Raw genomic sequence first — 19,001 nt, forward strand, 5'->3', positions numbered from 1 at the left:
CCAACAGACGGAATAGAGCAGGGAGTCGGCACGTCACACCAACTCCTCAGGGTTGGGCAGGTAGACCGTCTGGCCGGGCCGCAGCCGCGCCGGGTCCTGGATGCCGTTGACCTCGGCGATCCGCCGCCACAGCCCGGGCCGCCCGTAGTGGGTGGTGGCGATCGACTGGAGGCTGTCGCCGGAAGACACCGTGTGCGCACGGCGGCCGGGCAGTCCGCCGGAGGTCGGGTTCGTCGGCAGGCTGGCGAGCATGCTGGGCTGCTGCCGCATGGACAGGTCGACCTCGGCGCGCAGCGGGATGCCGGTGAAGTCGAAGCGGACGAAGTTGATGGTCACGCTGACCAGCCGCACCTGGTACAGGAACGCCACCATCGGCGGACCCCACGAGAAGGTGATCTCCGGCAGCGTGGTCTCCAGCGACGCGCCCGCGATGCCCATGTTCCCGATGCCGCTGAACGGGCTCATCCAGCGCAGCAGCTGGTCGCAGCGCAGCTTGGCGGTGACACCCTCGAAGATGATCTTGCTGATGGAGATCATCGGCGCCTGCACGGACTTGGTGATCGTGCCGGACGCGCCGCCGGGGTCGTGCATCGCCTGCATGTTCGGCTTGGCCGTGTAGCTGGCGCTGCGCTTGATCGAGATCTTGTCCGGGTTGAAGTCGAACGGCACCAGGCCGGGGGTCTTCGGGTTGACGCAGACAAGCACGGCGGGCACCCGCGCGCCCGCCATCATCGCCGTGCTGACGGCGCCACCCACCGCCGCACTGGCCGCGCCCACCGCGGCTCCGCCACCCGCCGCGGTCGCGACACTGGCGCCGATGCCCACGCTCATCGTCATCTCGTGCTCCCTACAGGAAACCCTCGTGCACCAGGGTCAGGCTCTCGATCGCGATACCCAGCGTCATCGCGTCCAGGTCGGGTCCCTTCCACGCGCTCGGGTAGACGTTGCGCAGCTGCCACGACGAGACCTCCTTGGCGTGCGCGTCGTACAGGGTGATCTGCGCGGTGCCGCCGGGGGCGCCGATCATCGACTGCACCCACCCGTTGGCCCGGCCGCGCAGCCACTTCTGCACGCTGTCGGCGCCCGCCTTGTCCATCGCGCGTTCCAGCGTCACCTCGGGGTATTCGAGGTGGCCGGGCAGCAGCGGCTCGTAGAGGTAGTTCGCACCCTCTTTGACCTTGACCGGGTTGAACTTCACCGCCAAGCCCTTGCACCGCGCCCAGCCGCCGAGGTCCACGCCGTCGACGGAGACGTGGAACCGCAGGGTCAGCGCGAGCATCGCGGACATGCTGAGGGCCATCGGTCAGCCCAGCTTGGTCTCGTCTTCGAGGAAACCCAGGTGCGCCAGCTCCAGTGTCTCCAGCGACACCTGGCTCGCCCCCGCGTCGAACCCCGCGATCGCCCACTTCACCGGCATCACGTCGCGCAGTTCCCAGTCGGTGATGACCTCGTCCTCCCGCTTGGAGCTGCGCAGCTCGATCTTGGCGACGAACTTCTCGTGCTCGAAGGAGTTCTTGCTGAGCCACTGGCGCACCTTCTTGGTCTCCTCGGAGACCGCGCGGGTGAGCTTCACGTTGCTGTACTTGGTGTTCCCCGGGAAGTAGAAGCGGTCGTTGCCGTTGTCGCCCGCCCGGTACTCGGCGACGTCCCAGGTCACATCCAGGCCGTCGGCCTTGAACCAACTGCCGAGGTTGTACTCCTCCTTGCCGCTCATCGTGACGACGAACCGGTTGGCTAGGCCGATCTTGCTCGAGTCGCTGAGTGCCACGGTCCCCTCCTATCTGAAATCGGTGAGCAGGCCGGACCGCTCGCGGTCGACCAGCAGTTCCAGGCGCAGCCTGCTGCGCACCCGGTCGTAGAGGCGCGCGGTGAGGTCCTCCAGGTCGACCCGGTCGAGGTCGATGGGCTCGTCCTCGGTGCCGTGCATGTCCCGGCGGCCCGTGCTCCCACCGGACTGGGTCGACGCGGCGTCGGGGCGGCGGCCGCCGCGGTACCGGTCGTCACCGGAGCGTTCGGTGTAGCTGACGGTGTCGCCGAACAGGCCGCCGACCTCGGCGTCCTGCAGCTCGGACGCGGTGGTGCCGGTGCGGGGTGTGCTGCCGGTGGTCGGGGTGTTGGCGGTCTGGGCGAGCGCGGCGGCGAGGCTGAGGCGTCCGGCGGCGGCGGTCGAACTCGCCGCGGTTCCCGGGGTGGCGCCGGCCCGGGTGGGGCTGCGGAGGTCGTCGCCGAAGCGCTGGGTGTAGCCGACTGTGTCGCCGAACGCGCCGCCTTCCTCGGGGTTGATCGGCCGCGCCGAGCCCCCAGGGGTGCTTCGGCCGCCGCCCGCCTCCTCCTGGTCGAGCTGGCGTTCGATGCGTTCGAGGTCGGCGTCCTCCAGATAGCTGAGCAGCGGCTCACCCTGCGACGCGCGTTCCATGTTCAGGGTCTCCAGCCATTGGGCTTCGAGCTCCTGGCGGCGCGTGGCGCGGTCGAACGTGCCCGCGGTTCCCGCGACGGTGCGCCCGGGACCGGTGCGCGGGCCGGTGCGGGGCGTGGACCGGGTCGGCGTGGTCGCGTCGGCACCCCGCCGTTCGGTGTAGCCGACGGTGTCGCCGAACGCGCCTCCCGTCGTGGGCGGCGTGGTGCCCGCGGACCGGCGCTCCCGATCGGCTTGGGCCTCCGGGGCGTGCCACTCCTCCAGGACCCGGTGCGCGGAACTCTCGGCGACCTGCTGGATCTCCTCCCGCGTCTCCTGGTCGAAGTGGGAGCGGGTCGGGTCGGGCGGGGTCGTCGCGGTCTTCGCGAGTTGCGCCGCGCCGGAAAGGCTGGGTTCGGCCTCGACCGTCGGGTGCGGCGGGTGGATCAGGGGTGTGTCGGGGAGCCCCGCGTACCGGTTCTCGGCGGCCACCGCCTCGGCTTCGAGCCTGCGACCCTCCGGTGTGGACAGTCCGGGCAGGTTGGCGCCGATGGTGCGCTGCTGGACCACGTGGACGAGTTCGTGGGCCAGCAGGGCCTTCGTCTTGCCGCTCGTGATCGGCCCCGCGCTGTCGGGCAGGTAGACGGCCCCCTCTTTCGCGAACGCGCGAGCGCCCCTCGACTGGGCTTCGGCGTCCACGGCCGGGCCGCGGAACACGGGCACGGTGGAGACGTCGGCGCCGCGTTCTTGGCGCACGGCCACGGCGAGGTCCGGAGGGACCTGTTCGCGCACGATCCGGCCGCTGACCTTGGGCAGCTCGCCCGCGGCCCGGTAAACCAGCGGCGCCGCCGTCACCGGATTCGGTGGCGGCGGTGGCGGTGGCGGCGCGGGGGGCGGCGGTTCGGGCGGCGACTCCTGCGCCCGCTCGACAGCTGGCTCGTCGACGGGATGGGAGATCGGCGCGCCGAGGCCGAGCCTGCGGGTCTGCCCGAGCGACGGCCGCTTCCGCGGCACCAGCGGGACCTCCGACGCGGCGACCACCTCGGCCACTCGCGGCGGGAGAATCGGTTCGGGCTTGACGATCGGCGGGTTCGCCGGGATGTTCGACGGGATGGCCAGCGGGGCGTCCGGGATGGGCTCCGGTCCGGCTTGCGCCATCCAGGTCGGGACGTAGCGCATCCAGCCGGGCGCGCGGTAGGGCTCGGCGGGCTCGCGCGGTTCGCCGACGAACTCGTCACTCGCCACGGTCAGCACCGGCCGATCCCGAATCGGCGCCACCACGGGCCGAGGTGTCGGAGCTGGGTCCTCCTCGACCTCGACCGGCTCGGCGGGCGGCCGTTTGGCGGGTCGAACGGTCAGCGGCGTGGAGTCCGTCCGACGGGTCGGCAGGACAAGCGCCAAGCCCTCGACTCGCCCCACAGCGGGGGTGACCGTCGAACGGGCGACCGGGACACGGCCGGGCAGCGGCGGCTGGACCGGCGCGGGACCGGTGATCAGCGGAGCCGCCGACTTGACCGTGGTGGGCATTGGGGGAACGAGCACCCATTCCCGCGTCGGCTGTCGGGGTGGAGCAGAAGCAGGCGGCGACTCAGGTGTGGCGCCGCGGCGGCGGCGGAATGGCCAGCGCATCGGCGCCCCTCCTGTTCCTATTCGTCGAGTCTGCTGTGGATTCGGCCGATCTCGGTGATCAGCCGGTCGCGCACCGGGTGTTCGAGGTCGAGGATCGAGTCGAACGTCCAGTGCAGGTAGTAGGCGACGTACGCGACCTCCTCCCACAGCCGGTCAGGCGCGTACGTCACGATCCCCCCGGCGCATCACCCGCCACGTCCACCGCGAAGCCCGTGCCGCACTGGGGGCAGTGCACCGCGACCTCCGTGTGCCCGTCGGCGTTCACGCGCCGGTACAGGTCCTGCAGGAAAGCCATGTCCGAGGCGAACAGGTTCTCCACGACGAACGTGTCCACCGACGGCAGCTCGCCCAGCGACGTGATCGTGCGTTCCAGCAGCAGCACCGTCAGGTACGCTGGGTTCTGCTTCGACCGCTGGTCGGCTTGCGTGGTGATCTCGTCGCGCGCGGTGGCCAGGCGCATGACGCCGTCGCGGTGCACTTGGCCGTGTTCGTCCACGTAGCCGCGCGGCAGCGTGAACGGGTACTCCGTGCGCAACCCCTCGTGCAGAGCCGTCATACGGACACGCGCTGGATGCGCTCGGACACGATGGTGACCGTCTCCATCAGCACCTCGCTCGACCCGGCCTTCAGCGCGCCGATCTCCAGCTTCGACGGCCACGCGTGCTCGAGGTGGTACCGCGCCACGGGTTTGCCGTCGGTGCCGTACATGATCAGCGAGCAGCTCTTGCGCGCGGCGACGATGTCGCCCATGAGCACAGCCTCGTGCCACGCCCACAGTTCCATGCTGGAGTTCTTGCCGCGCTTGAGGACCAGCGTGGCGGGCTTGGTCTTGCCTGGCAGCTTCTTGAGGACGACCTCCTTGTCGGTCGACTCCATCAGCTCGACCGGCTCGACCTCGGTGGTGATGCCCTGCAGTTCGGAGAAGGACGCGATCTCGTAGCCGTCGATGGTGATCGAGAAGCGGGCGGCGGTCAGCGCGTCGTTGGGCTGGCTTGAGCTCAGGCCTCCGGCCATGGCGAATCCCTTCTAGTTATTCTTCGAGACCCGCGCCCTCGGCGAACTGCGAGATGCGGAACACGACGAACTCGGCGGGCTTGACCGGGGCGATGCCGATCTCGACGGTCAGGATGCCGACATCGCGGTTCTCCGGCGGGTTGTTCTCCTCGTCGCACTTGACGAAGAACGCCTCGGCGGGCGTGCGGCCGAACAGCGCGCCGTCGCGCCAGACGCGGCGCAGGAACATGGTCACGGTGCGCTTCACCGAGTCCCACAGCTTCGGGTCGTTCGGCTCGAACACGACCCAGTTGGTGCCCTGCAGGATCGACTTCTCGACGTAGTTGAACAGCCTGCGGACGTTGAGGTAGCGCCATTCCGGGTCACTCGACAGCGTGCGCGCGCCCCACACCCGGATGCCCTGGCCGCGGAACGAGCGGATGCAGTTGACCGCGATCGGGTTCAGCAGGTCGTGCTCGCCCTTGGTGATGTTGAGCTCCAGCGTCACCGCGCCGCGGATCACCTCGTTCGCAGGCGCCTTGTGGACACCGCGGCTGGAGTCGTTGCGCGCCCAGATGCCCGCCATGTGCCCGCTCGGCGGGACGAACACCTGCTTGCCCGCGACCGGGTCGGCCACCTTGATCCACGGCCAGTACAGCGCGGCGTACTTCGAGTCGTACCCGGCGAAGTCCATCCGCCAGTCCTTGACCTCCTGCGCCTTCAGCCCGGGCGGAGTGTCCAAAATGGCCACTCGGTCGGCCATCAGCTCGCAGTGGGCGATCATGGCCAGCTGCACGGCCTTGACGTCCTCCATGGTCAGCGCGCCGCGCTCCAGGGCCGCCATCAGGTCGGGCACGCACAGCATGGTGACCTCGTCGAGCGCCTCCAGGCCGCCGAAGCCCGTACGGTCGGCTGAGTTGCCGACGTACTCCTTGGCGTCGACCTTCGCGGGCACCGGCGGCGGCGCGGCCAGCGCGATCTCGCCGGTCTTCGGCACGCTGAGCGCCTTGCCTTTGGTCTCCTCGACCGAGATCAGCTTCGACTGCTGCTTCACCACGGTGGCCACGTTGTTCGGGCCGCGCCGCGTGCTGACGTTGTCGAACGTCTCGACCGGCTGGCCCGCCCTCTTCACGACCAGCTTGAAGGTGTCCTCGCCCTCCTCGCTGGCGGGCGCGACCTCCACGGCCAGGTCCGCGGCCTCGGCGGCACGCGCGGTGATCGTCAGGCCGCCGCCGCCCGCGCCGGGCAGCTCGGCCATCGGCAGCGACACGATCTGCCCGTCGGTGTGGCCGTTGCCCTCGGCGTTGGCGCCGCCGACGCGCACGACGTAGGCGACGCCGCCGCCGTTCTGGAAGTACCCGTAGACGGCGTGGGCCAGGTAGTAGCCCTCGACGAAGTCGCCGAAGTTGGTCTTGAACTGGGTCCAGTTGGTCACCAGGACGGGCTCGTGCAGGGGTCCGCGCTCAGCGAACCCGACAAAGGCGGCCACGGCGGTGCCCACGGCCTCGATGGGCCGTGAGCCGGAGGAGACCTCCTCCATATACACGCCGGGCGCGAGATAGCTGCTGGCCATCGAAGGATCTCCCTGCGTCGGACGGCGGGACACTTCCCCCGAGCTTGCTTTGGCGAACGACCGGGACGCAGTCGCCCGGGGGCGGGGGCGGGGGCGGCCAGGACCGCCCCTTCGGGCGGATCCGACGCGCCGATAGGACGGGCGCGCGCCCCCTGCGGCGGCGGCCCGCACGGCTGAGACTGGCCACGTGATCCCTGAGGTCGACGACGCGCTGTGCCAGTTGCTCGGCCGCAGCCTGCCCGAGGGCACCGCGGTCCGGCTCGACCCGCCCAAGCCGACGTGGCAGACCGAGCGCCCGTCGAAGGTCATCGACCTGTTCCTCTTCGGCCTGCGCGGCGACCCGCGCGGCCGCGAGTCCGGCTTCGACCAGACCAGAGACGATCGCGGCGCCGTGATCGCGCGCCGCGAACCCGTCCGCCGCTGCGTGCTGTCCTATCTGGTGACGGCGCGCGCGCCGAAGGTCGGCGAGGAACACCTGCTGCTGGACCTGGCCCTGCGCACGGTGATCTTCGCCGACGCCATCCCGCCCGACTGTCTCACCGGGACACTCGCGGACGCGGCGGTGTTCCTGTCGGTGTCCCCGGACGCGCCGGGCGATCTGTGGAGCAGCCTGGGAATGCCCGCGCGGGCGGCGTTCATCGTGTCGGTGAGCGCGCCCTACGTGGCGCCGGACGACACCGACATCGCCCCGCCCGCCGAGAAGCTGGCGCTGCGGTCGAACCAGGACGTGCCAGGGAAACTGGCGCCCGCGGGCGACAAGCGGTGGGTGCGGACATGAGTTTCGCGGCGAAACAGGGCGACAAGGTCGTCGCCACCGACACCCACATCCTGATGGTGCCCTCCCCCGGCGGCCCGGTCCCCACCCCCACGCCACTGCCGTTCGTCGGCACGATCACCGGCGGCTGCAGCTCCAACGTGATGATCGGCGGCGCGCCCGCGGCGGTCACCGGGAGCACGGTGACGAACAATCCCCCGCACATCTGCCCGCCGCCCGCGACGTTCCAGAAGCCGCCGACGAATCAGGGAACGGTGCTGAAGGGCAGCTCCACGGTTCTGATCAACAACAAACCGGCGGCCCGCAACGGGGACAAGGTCAACACCTGCAACGATCCGGCGCCGCTGCCCCAGGGCACGATCATCGCTGCCGGAACCGTGATCATCGGCGGCTGACCTCGACCAGCGGCCCTGGGGCGAACGGGACCGCCTTCAGCACCATCACCCCGACCGAAGACAGCTCGTGGTCGTGCCGCACGAACCAGGCCCGCGCGTCCGGTGACCCGTCCCACGGCGGCACCGCGGGCTCCCGGTGCGGCAGCGCGGAGACGTCGAGCGCGTAGGCGACGCGGCCCCGCACAACGGAATCGCCGCGCGTGTAGTGGACGTCGCAGATGCCGGTGAAGGCGACGATGTTGGGCGGTCGGAACATCCGCCCGTTCTGTGTGAAGGAATGCCCCGCCCCAGTGGAGATCCGCGGCGCCGACGACCCGATCCCGCCCACCATGACCCCGGTCGCGACGTCCCGCAGCGCGGCGAGGGACCGGGTGCGCACGTCGTCGGCGGGCTCGGCGGGCGCGGTGACCTGGATCTCGCCGTCGAGGCGCAGCGACACCGTCACCGCGACATGCCCGATGTCCACCGAAGCCGCCGCGACGGGCGTGCGCGGCAGCGCGTACCCGAAGGCAACACACCCCCGAGAGACCTCAGATGCACCCATGTCGCCGCCTCTCGCACCACCCCCAACCGTAATCAGCGATCACACCCGGCGACGATGACCGAAGGGGCAGCGGTTGGCGCAGCCCTCACACACCCGAAACACGCGGGCCCCCACTTGGCAACAGACGGCAAGCACGATAAAGGCATGGACACCACCGCTACCCCCACGACCTGGCGTCTGCGGATCCGCATCGACGACCGCCCGGGCACCCTGGCCAGGGTGACCACGCGGCTGGCGGCGCGGGACTGCAACGTGCTCGGGCTGTCGGTCCTGCCGGTCCCCGGCGGCGTCATCGACGAGCTCGTCGTCAGCACGCCGGTCGGCGTCGAGCCCGCCGCGCTGATCGACGACATCCGTGCCGAGGGCGGGCGGTGCGTCGGGATCACCCGCGCCGAACTGCGCCAGATGGTCGACCGCACCACCGCGGCGCTGCGCGCGGCCGGTGCCGCGATGCGCGACCCCGGCGCGACCGCCGACTCGATGCGCACGCTGCTCGGGGCGGACTCGGTCACCGTCGTCGACGCGGGCTCCGTCCAGGGAGACGAGGGTGGGCACCTCGCGGTGCTCGCCCTGTCCGAGGAGGCCACGCTGGTGGCCCGACGGGGGTGGGCCCCGTTCACCGAGGTCGAGCTGGCCAGGATGGCCGCCTTCGGGGACGTGCTGACCGCCGGCGCCACCAGCGCGGCCGCCCCCACGGCCGTCATCACCCGGTCGGGCGCGGGCGTCGTGCTGCGCGCGGGCACCCCGGCCGACGCCGACGCGGTGTCGGATCTGCACGCGCGGTGCTCGGCGCAGACGCTGTTCGCCCGCTACCACGCCGGGCTGCGCACGCTGCCCCGCCGCTGGCTGCACCGGCTGCTGCAGCCGCCGCGTGGACGGACGCTGCTGGCGGTGTGCGGGACCGAGGTGATCGGCATGGCGCAGCTCATCCGCACGAACGACCCGGCCGAGGCGGAGATCTCGGTGCTGGTCGAGGACAGCTGGCAGAAGCAGGGCCTCGGCTCGGCCATGATCGCCCGGCTCGGGCAGATCGCCAGCGCGGGCGGACACCGGCGGATGATCGCGTGGTGCCTCATGTCGGAGGTCGGCTTCGAGCGGGCGGCGGGCGCGTCCGGGCTGCCGGTGTCAGTCCGACACGAGGACAGCATGCTGCGGGTGGCGCTGTCGGTGGACCCGGCGCGCGCGGACGTGACGGCGGCCACTTCCCCGCTGGGTGCTACTCGGAAGTAACATGGGGGCTCGGAGTCGAGCCTAGGGAGAGCCCCCATGAGCGAGCTTGCGAGCGAATCATCGTCACAGTGCCTTCGCGAGTGGAGCCACCGAACTGGTGAGGTGGCCGGATGAGCACCGCCACGACCACGAACACTCTCGGCGCGGTGCCCGGCGCCCCCACCATCGCCCGGGCCACCGCCCTGATCGACCGCGCCGTCACCGGCACCGCGCCGACGACGGTCCAGATGCTGGCCCCGTTCACCGGCAAGCCCCTGGCCAGCCTGCCCCAGATCGACGATCCCGACGTCCGCCGCGCGTTCGCCAGGGCCAGGGTCGCCCAGGCCGAGTGGGCCGCCACCCCGGTGGCGCAGCGCCAACGGATCTTCCTGAAGCTGCACGACCTGCTGCTGGAGCGGCAGGAAGAGGTACTCGACCTGATGCAGGTGGAGACCGGCAAGTCCCGCCTCGACGCCTACGACGAGGTCGCCGTCACCGCCATGACCGCCGCCTACTACGGCCGCAAGGCGGCCAAGCTGCTGGCGCCGAAGCGCAAGGCGGGCGCGCTGCCGGTGTTCACCCGGACCACGCAGGTGCGCCACCCCAAGGGCGTCGTGGCGATGATCTCGCCGTGGAACTACCCGCTGGCCCTGACCGGCATGGACGCCATCCCGGCGCTCATCGCGGGCAACGCGCTGGTCCAGAAGCCGGACAACCAGACCGCGCTGACGGCGCTGTGGCTGAACGAGCTGGCCGAGGAGGCCGGCCTGCCCGCCGACGTGTGGCAGATCGTGCTCGGCCGCGGCTCCAAGATCGGCACCGCGCTGATCGAGGAGGGCGACTACCTGGGCTTCACCGGGTCGACCGAGACCGGCAAGGGCCTGGCCGCCAAGGCCGCGGCGCTGCTGACCAGCTACTCGATGGAGCTCGGCGGCAAGAACCCGATGATCGTCCTCCCGGACGCCGACATCGACCGGACCGCGGCGGGCGCGGTGACGGCGTGCTTCTCGTCGGCCGGGCAGCTGTGCGTGTCGGTGGAGCGGATCTACGTGCACGACAGCGTGCGCGACTCGTTCACCCAGGCGTTCGTGGCCAAGACGCAGGCGTTGAAGCTGGGGACCGACCTGTCCTACGGCGCCGACCTCGGATCGCTGACGTCGGGCGAGCAGCTGGAGACGATCACCTCGCACGTCGAGGACGCCCGGAGCAAGGGCGCGACCGTGCTGGCGGGCGGCAAGGCGCGGCCGGAGGTCGGACCGCTGTTCTACGAGCCGACGATCCTCACCGACGTGCGCAAGGGCATGACGCTGTTCGAGGAGGAGACCTTCGGCCCGGTCGTCTCGATCTACGGCTACAGCTCCGAAGCGGAGGCGATCGCCTCGGCGAACGCGACCCGCTACGGGTTGAACGCGAGCGTGTGGACGCGCAACCGGCGTGCCGGTGAGCGCGTCGCCGCCCAGATCCACGCGGGCACGGTCAACGTGAACGACGGCTACGGCGCCGCGTTCGGCAGCCTGGACGCGCCGATGGGCGGCATGGGTGAGTCGGGGGTCGGGCGGCGGAACGGCGAAGAGGGCCTGACGAAGTACACGGAGACGCAGACGATCGCGGCCCAGCGAGTCGTGCCGCTGCGCCCGTGGAAGGGCGTCCCGTCGAAGGCGTGGACGAAGGCGCTGACGATCGGCCTGAAGGCCCTGAAGCGCTTGCCCCGCTAGTAGTACTGCAAGACGTAGGCCAGCCAGATCACGACGAACAAGGCGCTTCCCGACGCCACCGCGATGACCCGGTTCTTGTGGTCCGCGGTGTATTGGTAGGCGCCCAGGGCGAGGAAGGCGAGCAGTCCCGCGGCCAGGACGATTGTTGCGGCGGGACTCTTGCCCCAGCCCCACACCCCCAGAGCGACGACCCCGGCGAACAGCGCGAGCGCGAGCACGCCGAGGATCAACTCACCGAACAACTCCAAGAAGAACTCGACCACGGTGCGCACGAGCCAGGCGACGCCAGTAAAGATCGCCGTAAGCCCGCGGACCACGGCGGCGGCCACGCGACGAGGCCACGTCCGCCACGTCTGGTCCTGATCACGCCGGATCTGTCTGAGCGCGCGTCGAGCCTGGTCGTCCTGGCGGGTCACACGACCATGATGCCCAATCAGAAGAGCGGGTAGGCGAACCACGCGATGGCGAGGCCCACGCAACCCGCCGCCACCACGATGAAGCGATTGAAGCGGCGCGACGAGTTGACGGTGATGTAGGTGAGCACGCCCGCGCCCGCGGAGATCGTGGTCTGCGGGCTCCGCTCCCACCCCCACGCCGCCAGCACCACGACCCCGACCAGGACGGCCATCACCAACACCCCGAGCAGCACGTCGACCACTGCTTCCGGGATCAGTCGGCGGGCCTCGCGGACGAGGCGGCGGGGCTCGGGTTCTTCGGACACGGCACCATCATGCACAGCGACCGGCGCCGAAGGTGCCGGTTTGACTCAGCTCGCCGAAGGTTCCGTCAGCAGGCCGCGTTCGTAGGCCACCGCGACCGCTTCCGCGCGCCTGCTGGCGCCCAGTTTCGCCATGATTCGGCTCAAGTGGACGGACACCGTCTTCTCGCTGATGAACAGCTCGTCGCCGACCTGACGATTCGTCCGCCCCTGCGCGACCAGCGCCAGCACCGACCGTTCCCGGGGCGTGAACAGATCCAGCTCGTCGCGAGCCTCGCTGTTCTCGTCCAGCGACACCCGGCCCCGCCGCGCGACCTTGCGGATCGCCTCGCGGAGGGGGCGGGCGTTGAGGTGGGCGGCGACCTGGTCAGCGGTGCGGAGTTCGGTGGCGGCCTCGTCGCGGCGGTCGGCGGCCAGGAGAGCCTCGGCGTGGCGGCGGCGGCAGACGGCCTGTTCGTAGATGGCGCCGTAGTCGAAGGCGGCCACGGCGGCCTGCCACAGGGCCGGGTCGCCGGGGCCGTCGAGGCGGCTGGCCTCGGCCTCGGCGCGGGCGAGCCACGCGCGGCCTTCCGGGCCGAGTTCGCCGGTCCGGGGGCGGCCGGTGCGCGCTGTCTCGCGGGCCAGTTCGATGAGGCGTTTGCCCTCCACGACCGACACCTGCGCGGCCTCGGTGTCGCGGCGGGTCAGCGCGGTGTGCGCCAGGTCGGCGTGGGCGGTGATGCCCAGCGCGGCCATCCGGATGCCCGCGAGCAGCACCGGGCCGCCGGTCTGCGCGACCCACTCCAGCGCGTCGTGGACCCACTCGACGGCACGTTCCGGCCTGCCCCGCCAGGTCGCCAGTTCGGCGCCGACACCGCCCGCGACCAGCGGAATCTGCAGGTCACGGTGCCAGTCGGCGCGCAGCTCGGTCACCAGGCGTTCGGCTTCTGCGAAGCGGCCACGGGCCACCGCGACATAAGCGCCGACCGCGGCGAGACGAGCCGACACCGTGTTGGACACCTTGTGCCCCGGCGGCTCGGCGGCGACCTCGCTGCCGTCCCAGTCCCCCGCCGCGTACCGGATCACGACCTGCACGACCCGCAACTCCAGGCCGTAGGTGCTCCACGTCAGGCCGGTGTCCCGCGCGCGCTCCACGCCCTCGTCCACCACGCGCATCGCCTCGGCGAGCATTCCGTGCTCATAGAGGTTGACGCACAAGGAATACAGCGCGCGCAGCTCCACCGTGATCGCGCCGACCTTGGCGGCACGCAGGCGTGCCTCGGCGAGCCGGTCGCGCGAGTCGGCGCCCTTGCCCTCGGCCTCGGTGAGGATCGCCAGGGTGATCAGCGCGTCGGCCTCGGCGCCGCCCGCGTCGACCGCGCGGGCCACGTCAACGGCGCGGCAGGCGGTCTCGCGGGCGTCGGCCCAGCGGCCGACCGCGCGCAGGATCGTGGCGCGGGCGGCGAGCACCCATGCCTGGTCTGCGTCGGCGGGCAGGTCCTTGACCAGCTCCCACGCCTGTTCGATGTGGTCGATCGACTCCTGCTCGCGCCCGTCGATGACGTAGAGCGCCATCGCCAGCCGGGCGAGCCGGTTGGCCAGGTCGATCGGGTCGTCGGCCTTGCGCGCGAGCGCCGTCGCCGACTTGGCGAACGCGATGGCCCGCTCCGGGTCGCCGGAGGTGCCCGCCGTCCACGACGCGCGCCGCAGCAGCGTCATCTCGTCGATGTCCGGGCGCGCTTCCGCCGGGACCGCGTCCCACAGCTTCAACGCCCGTTCCAGGTGTTCGAGCGCCTCGGCTGGCGCGCCCTGCTGCTCGGCGTCCTCGGCGGCCAGCACCGACGCGGCCAGCGCCGGGCCGAGCGCGTGGCTCTCCATGCTGTGGAACGCCAGCTCAGCGGCCATCCCGCGCATCCCGGACTTGCCGGTCAGCTCGCGGGCGAACGCGGCGTGCAGGCGGACGCGCTCACCGGGGAGCAGGTCGTTGTAGACGGCCTCCCGCATCAGCGCGTGGCGGAACAGGTAGAAGTCGCCGTCGCCGGGCACGAGCACGTGGTGCTGCACCGCCTCGCGCAGCGCCTCCTCCACGTCCGGCTGGCTCAGCTCGCTGACCGCGCGCAGCCGCGCGTCGGGCACCCGGCGACCCGCGACCGACGCGACCCGCACGACGCTCTGCGCGGCCGGGCTCAACCTTTCGACCCGCGCGAGCAGCACGTCCATCAGAGTGGTGGGGATTCCGCCGCCGCACTCGGCGGTGGCGGCGAGCAGTTCCTCGGCGAAGAACGCGTTGCCCTCAGACCGGCCCGCGACCTCGCGCAGCACCGGCTCGCTCAGCCGTTCCTCGGCGAGCGCGGCGACGAACGCGCGCGAGTCGGCCGGGCCGAACGGGGCGAGTTGCAGACGCTCGACCTGCGGCAGCCGCACCAGCTCGGCCAGCAGCGGCCGCAGCGGGTGGCGGCGGTGCAGGTCGTCGGAGCGGTAGGTGCCCAGGACCATCAGCCGCTGGTCACGCAGCCGCGACAACAGGAAGGACAGCAGACTGCGCGTCGACGCGTCGGCCCAGTGCAGGTCTTCCAGGACCAGCACGACCGGCGTCTCCCGGGCAAGGTCGCCCAGCACGCCGTAGACCGCGTCGAACAGCTGGAGTTGGCCGATGTCCTGCTCGGAGCGCGACCCGACCGACGGCATCGCCATCCCGGACACCAGCGGCCGCGGGTCGGCCCGGTCGGGCAGCGCGACCTCGGGGAACAACCGGCCCAGCGCCGACCAGTCGGTGACCCGGTCGCGGACGGCGGCGAGCGCCTCGGCGATCGGGAGGTAAGGCAGACCGGTCTCGCCGACGTCGAGACAGCGGCCGGTCAGCACCACCGCGCCCTGCTCGGTGGCGTACGTGGTGACCTCTTCGGTCATCCGCGTCTTGCCCACGCCCGCGTCCCCGGCGAGCAGAACCGCCCTCGCCTTCCCGGACGCGGACGCGTCGAAGGCGACGCGCAGGCCGCGAAGTTCGCGGCCGCGCGCCACCAGCGGGATTCCTGACCCCAGACGCGGCATGGCTGGCATCGTCGCACAACCTCGGCGCGGCGGGTCAGGCAGCCGAACGCCCGTTCACCTGCGGGTCGCCCCGGTGCCGCAGCATGCGCTGCCACCAGGGGGCGCCGCGCCGGACCTCGTGCAGGTGCAGCCTGCTGGTGAGGTCCTTGGTGCCGTTCTGTCGGTAGTTGACCTCGGCCTTGACGGCTTCCGGTGTCCACATGGTCTGGCTCCTCGTCATCGCTTCTTCCTTGGTGATGACGAGATTGCCGCTGAGGCCACGGCCCGGGCATCGGACGATCACGCAGTCCTGCGCGACGGACCCCTTACCCCACCCTCGGCTGGGACTTCGAGGGCGCGGGTAAGGGGTCCGGGCGGGTCAATCGCTGAGGCTGTCTTGCTTCACGGCGCTGAGGAAGGCCAGCCAGCCGCCGTCGGCGAAGGCGAGGTGCCCGTGCCCGGCGTTCTTGGAGTCCCGCACCGCCGCGCCGCCTCTGCGGACGACGAGCTCGACACAGTCGTTCCCCGCACCGCTGCGGCTGCTCTTGCGCCAGTGCGCGCGGGCAAGATCGGAAACGGTCAGGTCGGTAACGGTCACGCCCCGCTCCTCTCGCTTTCTGGTGTTTGGCGAATCAGCCGATCGGCTGCCCGCTGGATCAGCTCGACGGTGTCGTCCGGTTTCAACGCCGCCGCCCGCAAATGATCGAACATCAACGTATACCGGCGCACATCGGAAGGCTGTTCCAAATAGACACCGGAGGTCGTGTTCTCCACATAGACCACATCCGGGTCCGCTTGTTCCGGGAATCCCAAGATCAGGAATGGGGCTTCCATGCCCGCGTGCGCCCCCGCGGCGAACGGCACGACCTGCAGCGTCACGTGCGGCAGCCCGGCGGCCTCGACCAGCCGGTTCAACTGCGCGCGCATGACGTTTGGCCCGCCGACGACGCGATGGAGCACGGCCTCGTCGATCACCGCCCAGTACTCGGGTGGGTTGGGGTCGGTGAGCAGGCGCTGGCGGGCCAGGCGGCCCCGCACCCGCTTGTCGATCTCCGCGTCGGCGACGTCCGGCCGGATGGCCCGGATGACCGCGCGGGTGTAGTCCTCGGTCTGCAGGAGACCGGGGACGAGAAGCGCCTGGTGGGTGTGCAGGGAGGCGGCCTCGGACTCCAGGCCGACGAACGAGCCGGTGAAGACCTCGGTGTAGGCGTGCCACCAGCCCTTCTGCCGGGCCTCCCGCGCCAGTTGGACCAGCGCCTCACGCTTGTCCTCGTCGATGCCGTACAGATCGAGCATGTCCCGCACATCACGCGGGGTGACCCCCACATGCCCGGTCTCGATCCGACTGATCTTCGACGCGGAGCACTCCAGCTTCTCGCCCACCTCGTCGATGGTCAGATTCGCGGCCTCACGGAACCGCCGCAGCTCACCCGCGAGCCGCCGACGGCGCACAGTCGGACTGAGATCACGCGCCACGTGTGTTTCACCTCGTTCCCGGCTGGGGTGCGGACCGCACGGCAAGTCTCAATGCTGATCTTGTCGGGCACAAGGGACAGTCCGCCGTGTTTTGCGGTAAGTCTGTGAGCGGTTAACGACCATGGTTGGGGAATGTCACCCGATCGTGTACTGCAACTTGCAGAATGCGCCCGCGACCACGCAGTCTCATGGGAAACAACATGCGGGAGAGCCGCGCCACCGACCGGAAGGGACACGGGTGAACGAGTCGATCTTCGGGCACATGGAGGCGTCGTTACAGGACTATCTGTCCACCCTTAGTACACGAGCGACCGGCAGCGCCGACCACACCGCCGCCGAACTCGCCAGAGCCGAACTCCCCCGCGTCGTCGCCGCCCTGCAAGCCCTGCTGGACGAACACCACCCGGACTCCCAGGGCCGCTGCCCGACTTGTCGGACTCGACTGTTCACCCGCGCCCCTTCACCGTGTCGGGCCTATCTGACGGCGAACCTTTGTTTGCTGATGACCGAGGACACGGACACCCCGCAGTACCGGTGAACCAGGTTCACCAAAAGTGACACACCGACTCCGCAGCGTCGATACGCTCCCCCGACCATCTCGTAGCCGGGGGAGAGCATGGATCCCATGCTGGACAAATTCTTGGGTCTGGCTCTAAGTCTTGTTGTAGCCGCCATCGTGGCCGGGTGCACCCCAGAGGTGTCCCAGACACGACCGCTGCCGACGCCTGCGGAGTATCCGAAGATCGAACCGCCGACGGATCGGGACGCCAAGGTGGTGGTCGCGGCCTTGCGTGAGCTTGATCCGTGTGCGCTGCTCGATCCCGCGGCGCTGGGCGCCCAGCCGCAGTCCTCCGGCCCGCGTCGCTGCTCGGTCGCCAACGGGGGCGACCTCGTCTCCGTCACGACTGAGGACAAACTCGACCGGGCGCGAAAGTTTCACTCGGTGCTGATCGACCTCGGAGGCGCCAAGGCGTACCTGATGGCGGACCCAAGGAGTGGGTCGTGTCAGGTCGGGATTCCGGTGAGTTTCGAACTCGCGGTCACTGTCGCCGGGCACAAGCAGTCAGGTGACAGCTGTGCGTCGACCCAAGCCGCCGCGTCCGTGGCCGTGGATCGGCTTGGTTCGCTGGTGATTCCGGCAGGTGAACCGGACTCGCCGGATGTCGGCGCCTGTGTCGACTACCCGTACAGCGGGACCTGCCAACCCAGTGAGGACCGGCCCGTACCCCGCGGCGCCGAGACCGTGCTGGCCGCGGCCGCGGGTGACGCGCGGGTGGCCTGCGGAATCGCGAAAGAGGGGGTGAGCAGGTTCGGGAAGGCGTTCGCGCCGGTTCTCGGGAGCTTGGTCGGGGGTCCTCCGCACTGCTACTTCGTCGAGCCGACCCACACCGTGGTCATCGAGGTGTCCATTCACTTCGACAGCGACCTGACCGACCAAGTGCATGCCGGGCAAGGCCAGAGCACCACCGTGGCAGGCCGCCAGGCGATCTCATCGACGACCAAGCAGGAGCGGTTCGAGGACCGCAGGCTGTGTCTGCTGCCGGTGCCCGGAGCGAAGAAGGGACTGCTGTGCGTCGTCGCCCATTTCCTGCCGGGGCGCGGTGTGGAGAACAGCCAGGTCGACACGACGGCGGCCGATCAGCTTGAGCCAGCCGTCGAAGACATCGTCGAGCGGCACTTCAAATAACCCGCACCAGACCCTCCTGCACAACCGTCGCCACCAGGGTTCCCGACTGGGTGAAGAAGCGGCCCGTGGCCAACCCCCGCCCACCCGACGCGCTGGGTGAGACGCAGTCGTAGAGGACCCACTCGTCCGCGCGGAAGGGGCGGTGGAACCACATGGCGTGGTCGAGGCTGGCGCCGAGGACGTTGTCGGTCCCCCAATACACGCCGTGGCGGGCGAGGACCGAGTCGAGCAACGTCATGTCCGACGCGTAGGCCAGGACGCACACGTGCAGCAACGGATCGTCCGGCAGCGTGCCGTCCGCGCGCATCCACACCTGGTTGTCGGCCTCCCGGGGACCCGATTCACGCGACAGCCACGGTGGCTCACTGACGTAGCGGATGTCGATGGGGCGGGGACGATCCGCGATCCGGCCGAACTTGGCCTTCAGTTCCGGTGTCATCAGGTCACCGTGGGACGGCAGGGCGTCCGGTGGTGGGACGGACGGCATCTCCGAGGCGTGTTCGATGCCCGCCTCCACCACCTGGAACGACGCCGACAAGGCGAAGATCGCCTTGCCGTGTTGGATCGCGACGACGCGGCGGGTGGTGAAGGAGCGGCCGTCGCGGATGCGGTCCACTTCGTACACGATGGGGACGCTCGGGTCGCCGCCGCGGATGAAGTAGGCGTGCAGGGAGTGGACGCCGCGTTCCGGGGGTACGGTGCGGCCCGCGGCGACCAGGGCCTGGCCCGCCACCTGGCCGCCGAACACGCGGACCGGCGAGTGGCTCGGGCTCACGCCGCGGAAGATGTTCTCCTCGATCTTCTCCAGATCGAGCAGCGCGACCAGCCGGTCGAGGACCTGCTGGCCGCGCGGGACACCATCGGTGGTGAGTAGCTCCATGCC

22 protein-coding genes are annotated in these 19,001 nt (G+C 70.6%); 6 read left to right on the plus strand and 16 right to left on the minus strand.

Annotated elements, in window-relative coordinates; all coding sequences use genetic code 11:
• Positions 1-33: 33 nt before the first annotated feature.
• From ACSHT8_RS12190 to ACSHT8_RS12225, 8 genes are all read right to left on the minus strand, one after another.
• A complete protein-coding gene (locus tag ACSHT8_RS12190; protein WP_436500683.1) occupies positions 34-837 on the minus strand; it encodes a LysM peptidoglycan-binding domain-containing protein in 804 nt (267 codons plus the stop codon).
• Positions 838-847: 10 nt separating this feature from the next.
• Positions 848-1,300 (minus strand): phage tail protein, encoded by a 453-nt coding sequence (locus tag ACSHT8_RS12195; protein ID WP_436500685.1) that lies wholly within the window; start codon positions 1,298-1,300, stop codon positions 848-850.
• A 3-nt stretch (positions 1,301-1,303) separates the two neighbouring features.
• Positions 1,304-1,768 carry a phage tail protein gene (locus ACSHT8_RS12200; protein ID WP_436500687.1) on the minus strand — a complete coding sequence of 155 codons (465 nt, stop codon included), beginning with the start codon at positions 1,766-1,768 and terminating at the stop codon, positions 1,304-1,306.
• Between the two features lie 9 nt (positions 1,769-1,777).
• Positions 1,778-3,922 carry an eCIS core domain-containing protein gene (locus ACSHT8_RS12205; protein ID WP_436500689.1) on the minus strand — a complete coding sequence of 715 codons (2,145 nt, stop codon included), beginning with the start codon at positions 3,920-3,922 and terminating at the stop codon, positions 1,778-1,780.
• A gap of 119 nt (positions 3,923-4,041) precedes the next feature.
• Positions 4,042-4,194 carry a DUF6760 family protein gene (locus ACSHT8_RS12210; RefSeq protein WP_091374686.1) on the minus strand — a complete coding sequence of 51 codons (153 nt, stop codon included), beginning with the start codon at positions 4,192-4,194 and terminating at the stop codon, positions 4,042-4,044.
• The gene (locus tag ACSHT8_RS12215; RefSeq protein WP_436500691.1) at positions 4,191-4,580 is read right to left on the minus strand and encodes a phage tail assembly protein; all 390 of its coding nucleotides are present in this window, start codon (positions 4,578-4,580) and stop codon (positions 4,191-4,193) included. Before ACSHT8_RS12215 ends, ACSHT8_RS12210 begins: the two co-directional genes overlap by 4 nt.
• Positions 4,577-5,038 (minus strand): phage tail protein, encoded by a 462-nt coding sequence (locus ACSHT8_RS12220; protein WP_436500693.1) that lies wholly within the window; start codon positions 5,036-5,038, stop codon positions 4,577-4,579. The genes ACSHT8_RS12215 and ACSHT8_RS12220 overlap by 4 nt, the downstream gene beginning before the upstream one ends.
• Positions 5,039-5,054: 16 nt before the next feature.
• Positions 5,055-6,590: a phage tail sheath family protein gene (locus ACSHT8_RS12225; protein ID WP_436500695.1), complete on the minus strand. Its 1,536-nt coding sequence runs from the start codon at positions 6,588-6,590 to the stop codon at positions 5,055-5,057.
• 187 nt (positions 6,591-6,777) lie between these two features.
• On the opposite strand from ACSHT8_RS12225, the gene ACSHT8_RS12230 reads away from it, so the two are divergent.
• Positions 6,778-7,368 (plus strand): Pvc16 family protein, encoded by a 591-nt coding sequence (locus tag ACSHT8_RS12230; protein ID WP_436500696.1) that lies wholly within the window; start codon positions 6,778-6,780, stop codon positions 7,366-7,368.
• The gene (locus ACSHT8_RS12235; RefSeq protein ID WP_436500698.1) at positions 7,365-7,760 is read left to right on the plus strand and encodes a PAAR domain-containing protein; all 396 of its coding nucleotides are present in this window, start codon (positions 7,365-7,367) and stop codon (positions 7,758-7,760) included. The genes ACSHT8_RS12230 and ACSHT8_RS12235 overlap by 4 nt, the downstream gene beginning before the upstream one ends.
• On the opposite strand, the gene ACSHT8_RS12240 is transcribed toward ACSHT8_RS12235, so the two are convergent.
• Entirely contained in the window at positions 7,747-8,304 is a 558-nt protein-coding gene (locus ACSHT8_RS12240; protein WP_436500700.1) for a hypothetical protein, read from the minus strand. The two genes, ACSHT8_RS12235 and ACSHT8_RS12240, sit on opposite strands and share 14 nt — an antisense overlap.
• A gap of 144 nt (positions 8,305-8,448) precedes the next feature.
• Here ACSHT8_RS12240 and ACSHT8_RS12245 point away from each other — a divergent pair, with 144 nt between their 5' ends.
• The gene (locus tag ACSHT8_RS12245) at positions 8,449-9,534 is read left to right on the plus strand and encodes a GNAT family N-acetyltransferase (protein ID WP_436500701.1); all 1,086 of its coding nucleotides are present in this window, start codon (positions 8,449-8,451) and stop codon (positions 9,532-9,534) included.
• Between the two features lie 110 nt (positions 9,535-9,644).
• On the plus strand, positions 9,645-11,228 hold the full coding sequence (locus ACSHT8_RS12250; RefSeq protein WP_436500703.1) for a succinic semialdehyde dehydrogenase: 1,584 nt from the start codon (positions 9,645-9,647) through the stop codon (positions 11,226-11,228).
• Here the strand turns inward: ACSHT8_RS12250 and ACSHT8_RS12255 are convergent.
• From ACSHT8_RS12255 to ACSHT8_RS12280, 6 genes are all read right to left on the minus strand, one after another.
• Positions 11,225-11,644 carry a hypothetical protein gene (locus ACSHT8_RS12255; protein WP_436500705.1) on the minus strand — a complete coding sequence of 140 codons (420 nt, stop codon included), beginning with the start codon at positions 11,642-11,644 and terminating at the stop codon, positions 11,225-11,227. The genes ACSHT8_RS12250 and ACSHT8_RS12255 overlap by 4 nt on opposite strands.
• Positions 11,645-11,661: 17 nt before the next feature.
• Positions 11,662-11,949 (minus strand): hypothetical protein, encoded by a 288-nt coding sequence (locus ACSHT8_RS12260; protein ID WP_436500706.1) that lies wholly within the window; start codon positions 11,947-11,949, stop codon positions 11,662-11,664.
• Positions 11,950-11,994: 45 nt separating this feature from the next.
• The gene (locus ACSHT8_RS12265; protein WP_436500708.1) at positions 11,995-14,985 is read right to left on the minus strand and encodes a helix-turn-helix transcriptional regulator; all 2,991 of its coding nucleotides are present in this window, start codon (positions 14,983-14,985) and stop codon (positions 11,995-11,997) included.
• A 25-nt stretch (positions 14,986-15,010) separates the two neighbouring features.
• On the minus strand, positions 15,011-15,196 hold the full coding sequence (locus ACSHT8_RS12270; protein WP_436500710.1) for a hypothetical protein: 186 nt from the start codon (positions 15,194-15,196) through the stop codon (positions 15,011-15,013).
• 138 nt (positions 15,197-15,334) lie between these two features.
• Entirely contained in the window at positions 15,335-15,553 is a 219-nt protein-coding gene (locus ACSHT8_RS12275; protein WP_436500712.1) for a DUF397 domain-containing protein, read from the minus strand.
• Positions 15,550-16,431: a helix-turn-helix domain-containing protein gene (locus tag ACSHT8_RS12280; protein WP_436500713.1), complete on the minus strand. Its 882-nt coding sequence runs from the start codon at positions 16,429-16,431 to the stop codon at positions 15,550-15,552. The genes ACSHT8_RS12275 and ACSHT8_RS12280 overlap by 4 nt, the downstream gene beginning before the upstream one ends.
• A 238-nt stretch (positions 16,432-16,669) precedes the next feature.
• Between ACSHT8_RS12280 and ACSHT8_RS12285 the strand changes: the two genes are divergently transcribed.
• Together ACSHT8_RS12285 and ACSHT8_RS12290 are read left to right on the plus strand one after the other, a co-directional pair.
• On the plus strand, positions 16,670-16,969 hold the full coding sequence (locus tag ACSHT8_RS12285; RefSeq protein ID WP_436500715.1) for a hypothetical protein: 300 nt from the start codon (positions 16,670-16,672) through the stop codon (positions 16,967-16,969).
• A 159-nt stretch (positions 16,970-17,128) separates the two neighbouring features.
• Positions 17,129-18,118 carry a hypothetical protein gene (locus tag ACSHT8_RS12290; protein ID WP_436500717.1) on the plus strand — a complete coding sequence of 330 codons (990 nt, stop codon included), beginning with the start codon at positions 17,129-17,131 and terminating at the stop codon, positions 18,116-18,118.
• On the opposite strand, the gene tesB is transcribed toward ACSHT8_RS12290, so the two are convergent.
• A complete protein-coding gene (gene tesB / locus ACSHT8_RS12295; RefSeq protein ID WP_436500719.1) occupies positions 18,111-18,998 on the minus strand; it encodes an acyl-CoA thioesterase II in 888 nt (295 codons plus the stop codon). The genes ACSHT8_RS12290 and tesB overlap by 8 nt on opposite strands.
• Positions 18,999-19,001 lie beyond the last annotated feature (3 nt).

The sequence above is a fragment of the Actinokineospora sp. HUAS TT18 genome (assembly GCF_051364635.1).
Classification (GTDB): Bacteria; Actinomycetota; Actinomycetes; order Mycobacteriales; family Pseudonocardiaceae; genus Actinokineospora.

Excerpts from the sequence above, each read along its gene's own strand:
- ACSHT8_RS12190 (WP_436500683.1), bottom strand. The coding sequence starts at position 837 with ATGACGATGAGCGTGGGCATCGGCGCCAGTGTCGCGACCGCGGCGGGT.
- ACSHT8_RS12195 (WP_436500685.1), bottom strand. The coding sequence starts at position 1,300 with ATGGCCCTCAGCATGTCCGCGATGCTCGCGCTGACCCTGCGGTTCCAC.
- ACSHT8_RS12205 (WP_436500689.1), bottom strand. The coding sequence starts at position 3,922 with ATGCCCACCACGGTCAAGTCGGCGGCTCCGCTGATCACCGGTCCCGCG.
- ACSHT8_RS12215 (WP_436500691.1), bottom strand. The coding sequence starts at position 4,580 with ATGACGGCTCTGCACGAGGGGTTGCGCACGGAGTACCCGTTCACGCTG.
- ACSHT8_RS12220 (WP_436500693.1), bottom strand. The coding sequence starts at position 5,038 with ATGGCCGGAGGCCTGAGCTCAAGCCAGCCCAACGACGCGCTGACCGCC.
- ACSHT8_RS12225 (WP_436500695.1), bottom strand. The coding sequence starts at position 6,590 with ATGGCCAGCAGCTATCTCGCGCCCGGCGTGTATATGGAGGAGGTCTCC.
- ACSHT8_RS12235 (WP_436500698.1), top strand. The coding sequence starts at position 7,365 with ATGAGTTTCGCGGCGAAACAGGGCGACAAGGTCGTCGCCACCGACACC.
- ACSHT8_RS12240 (WP_436500700.1), bottom strand. The coding sequence starts at position 8,304 with ATGGGTGCATCTGAGGTCTCTCGGGGGTGTGTTGCCTTCGGGTACGCG.
- ACSHT8_RS12245 (WP_436500701.1), top strand. The coding sequence starts at position 8,449 with ATGGACACCACCGCTACCCCCACGACCTGGCGTCTGCGGATCCGCATC.
- ACSHT8_RS12250 (WP_436500703.1), top strand. The coding sequence starts at position 9,645 with ATGAGCACCGCCACGACCACGAACACTCTCGGCGCGGTGCCCGGCGCC.
- ACSHT8_RS12265 (WP_436500708.1), bottom strand. The coding sequence starts at position 14,985 with ATGCCAGCCATGCCGCGTCTGGGGTCAGGAATCCCGCTGGTGGCGCGC.
- ACSHT8_RS12270 (WP_436500710.1), bottom strand. The coding sequence starts at position 15,196 with ATGACGAGGAGCCAGACCATGTGGACACCGGAAGCCGTCAAGGCCGAG.
- tesB (WP_436500719.1), bottom strand. The coding sequence starts at position 18,998 with ATGGAGCTACTCACCACCGATGGTGTCCCGCGCGGCCAGCAGGTCCTC.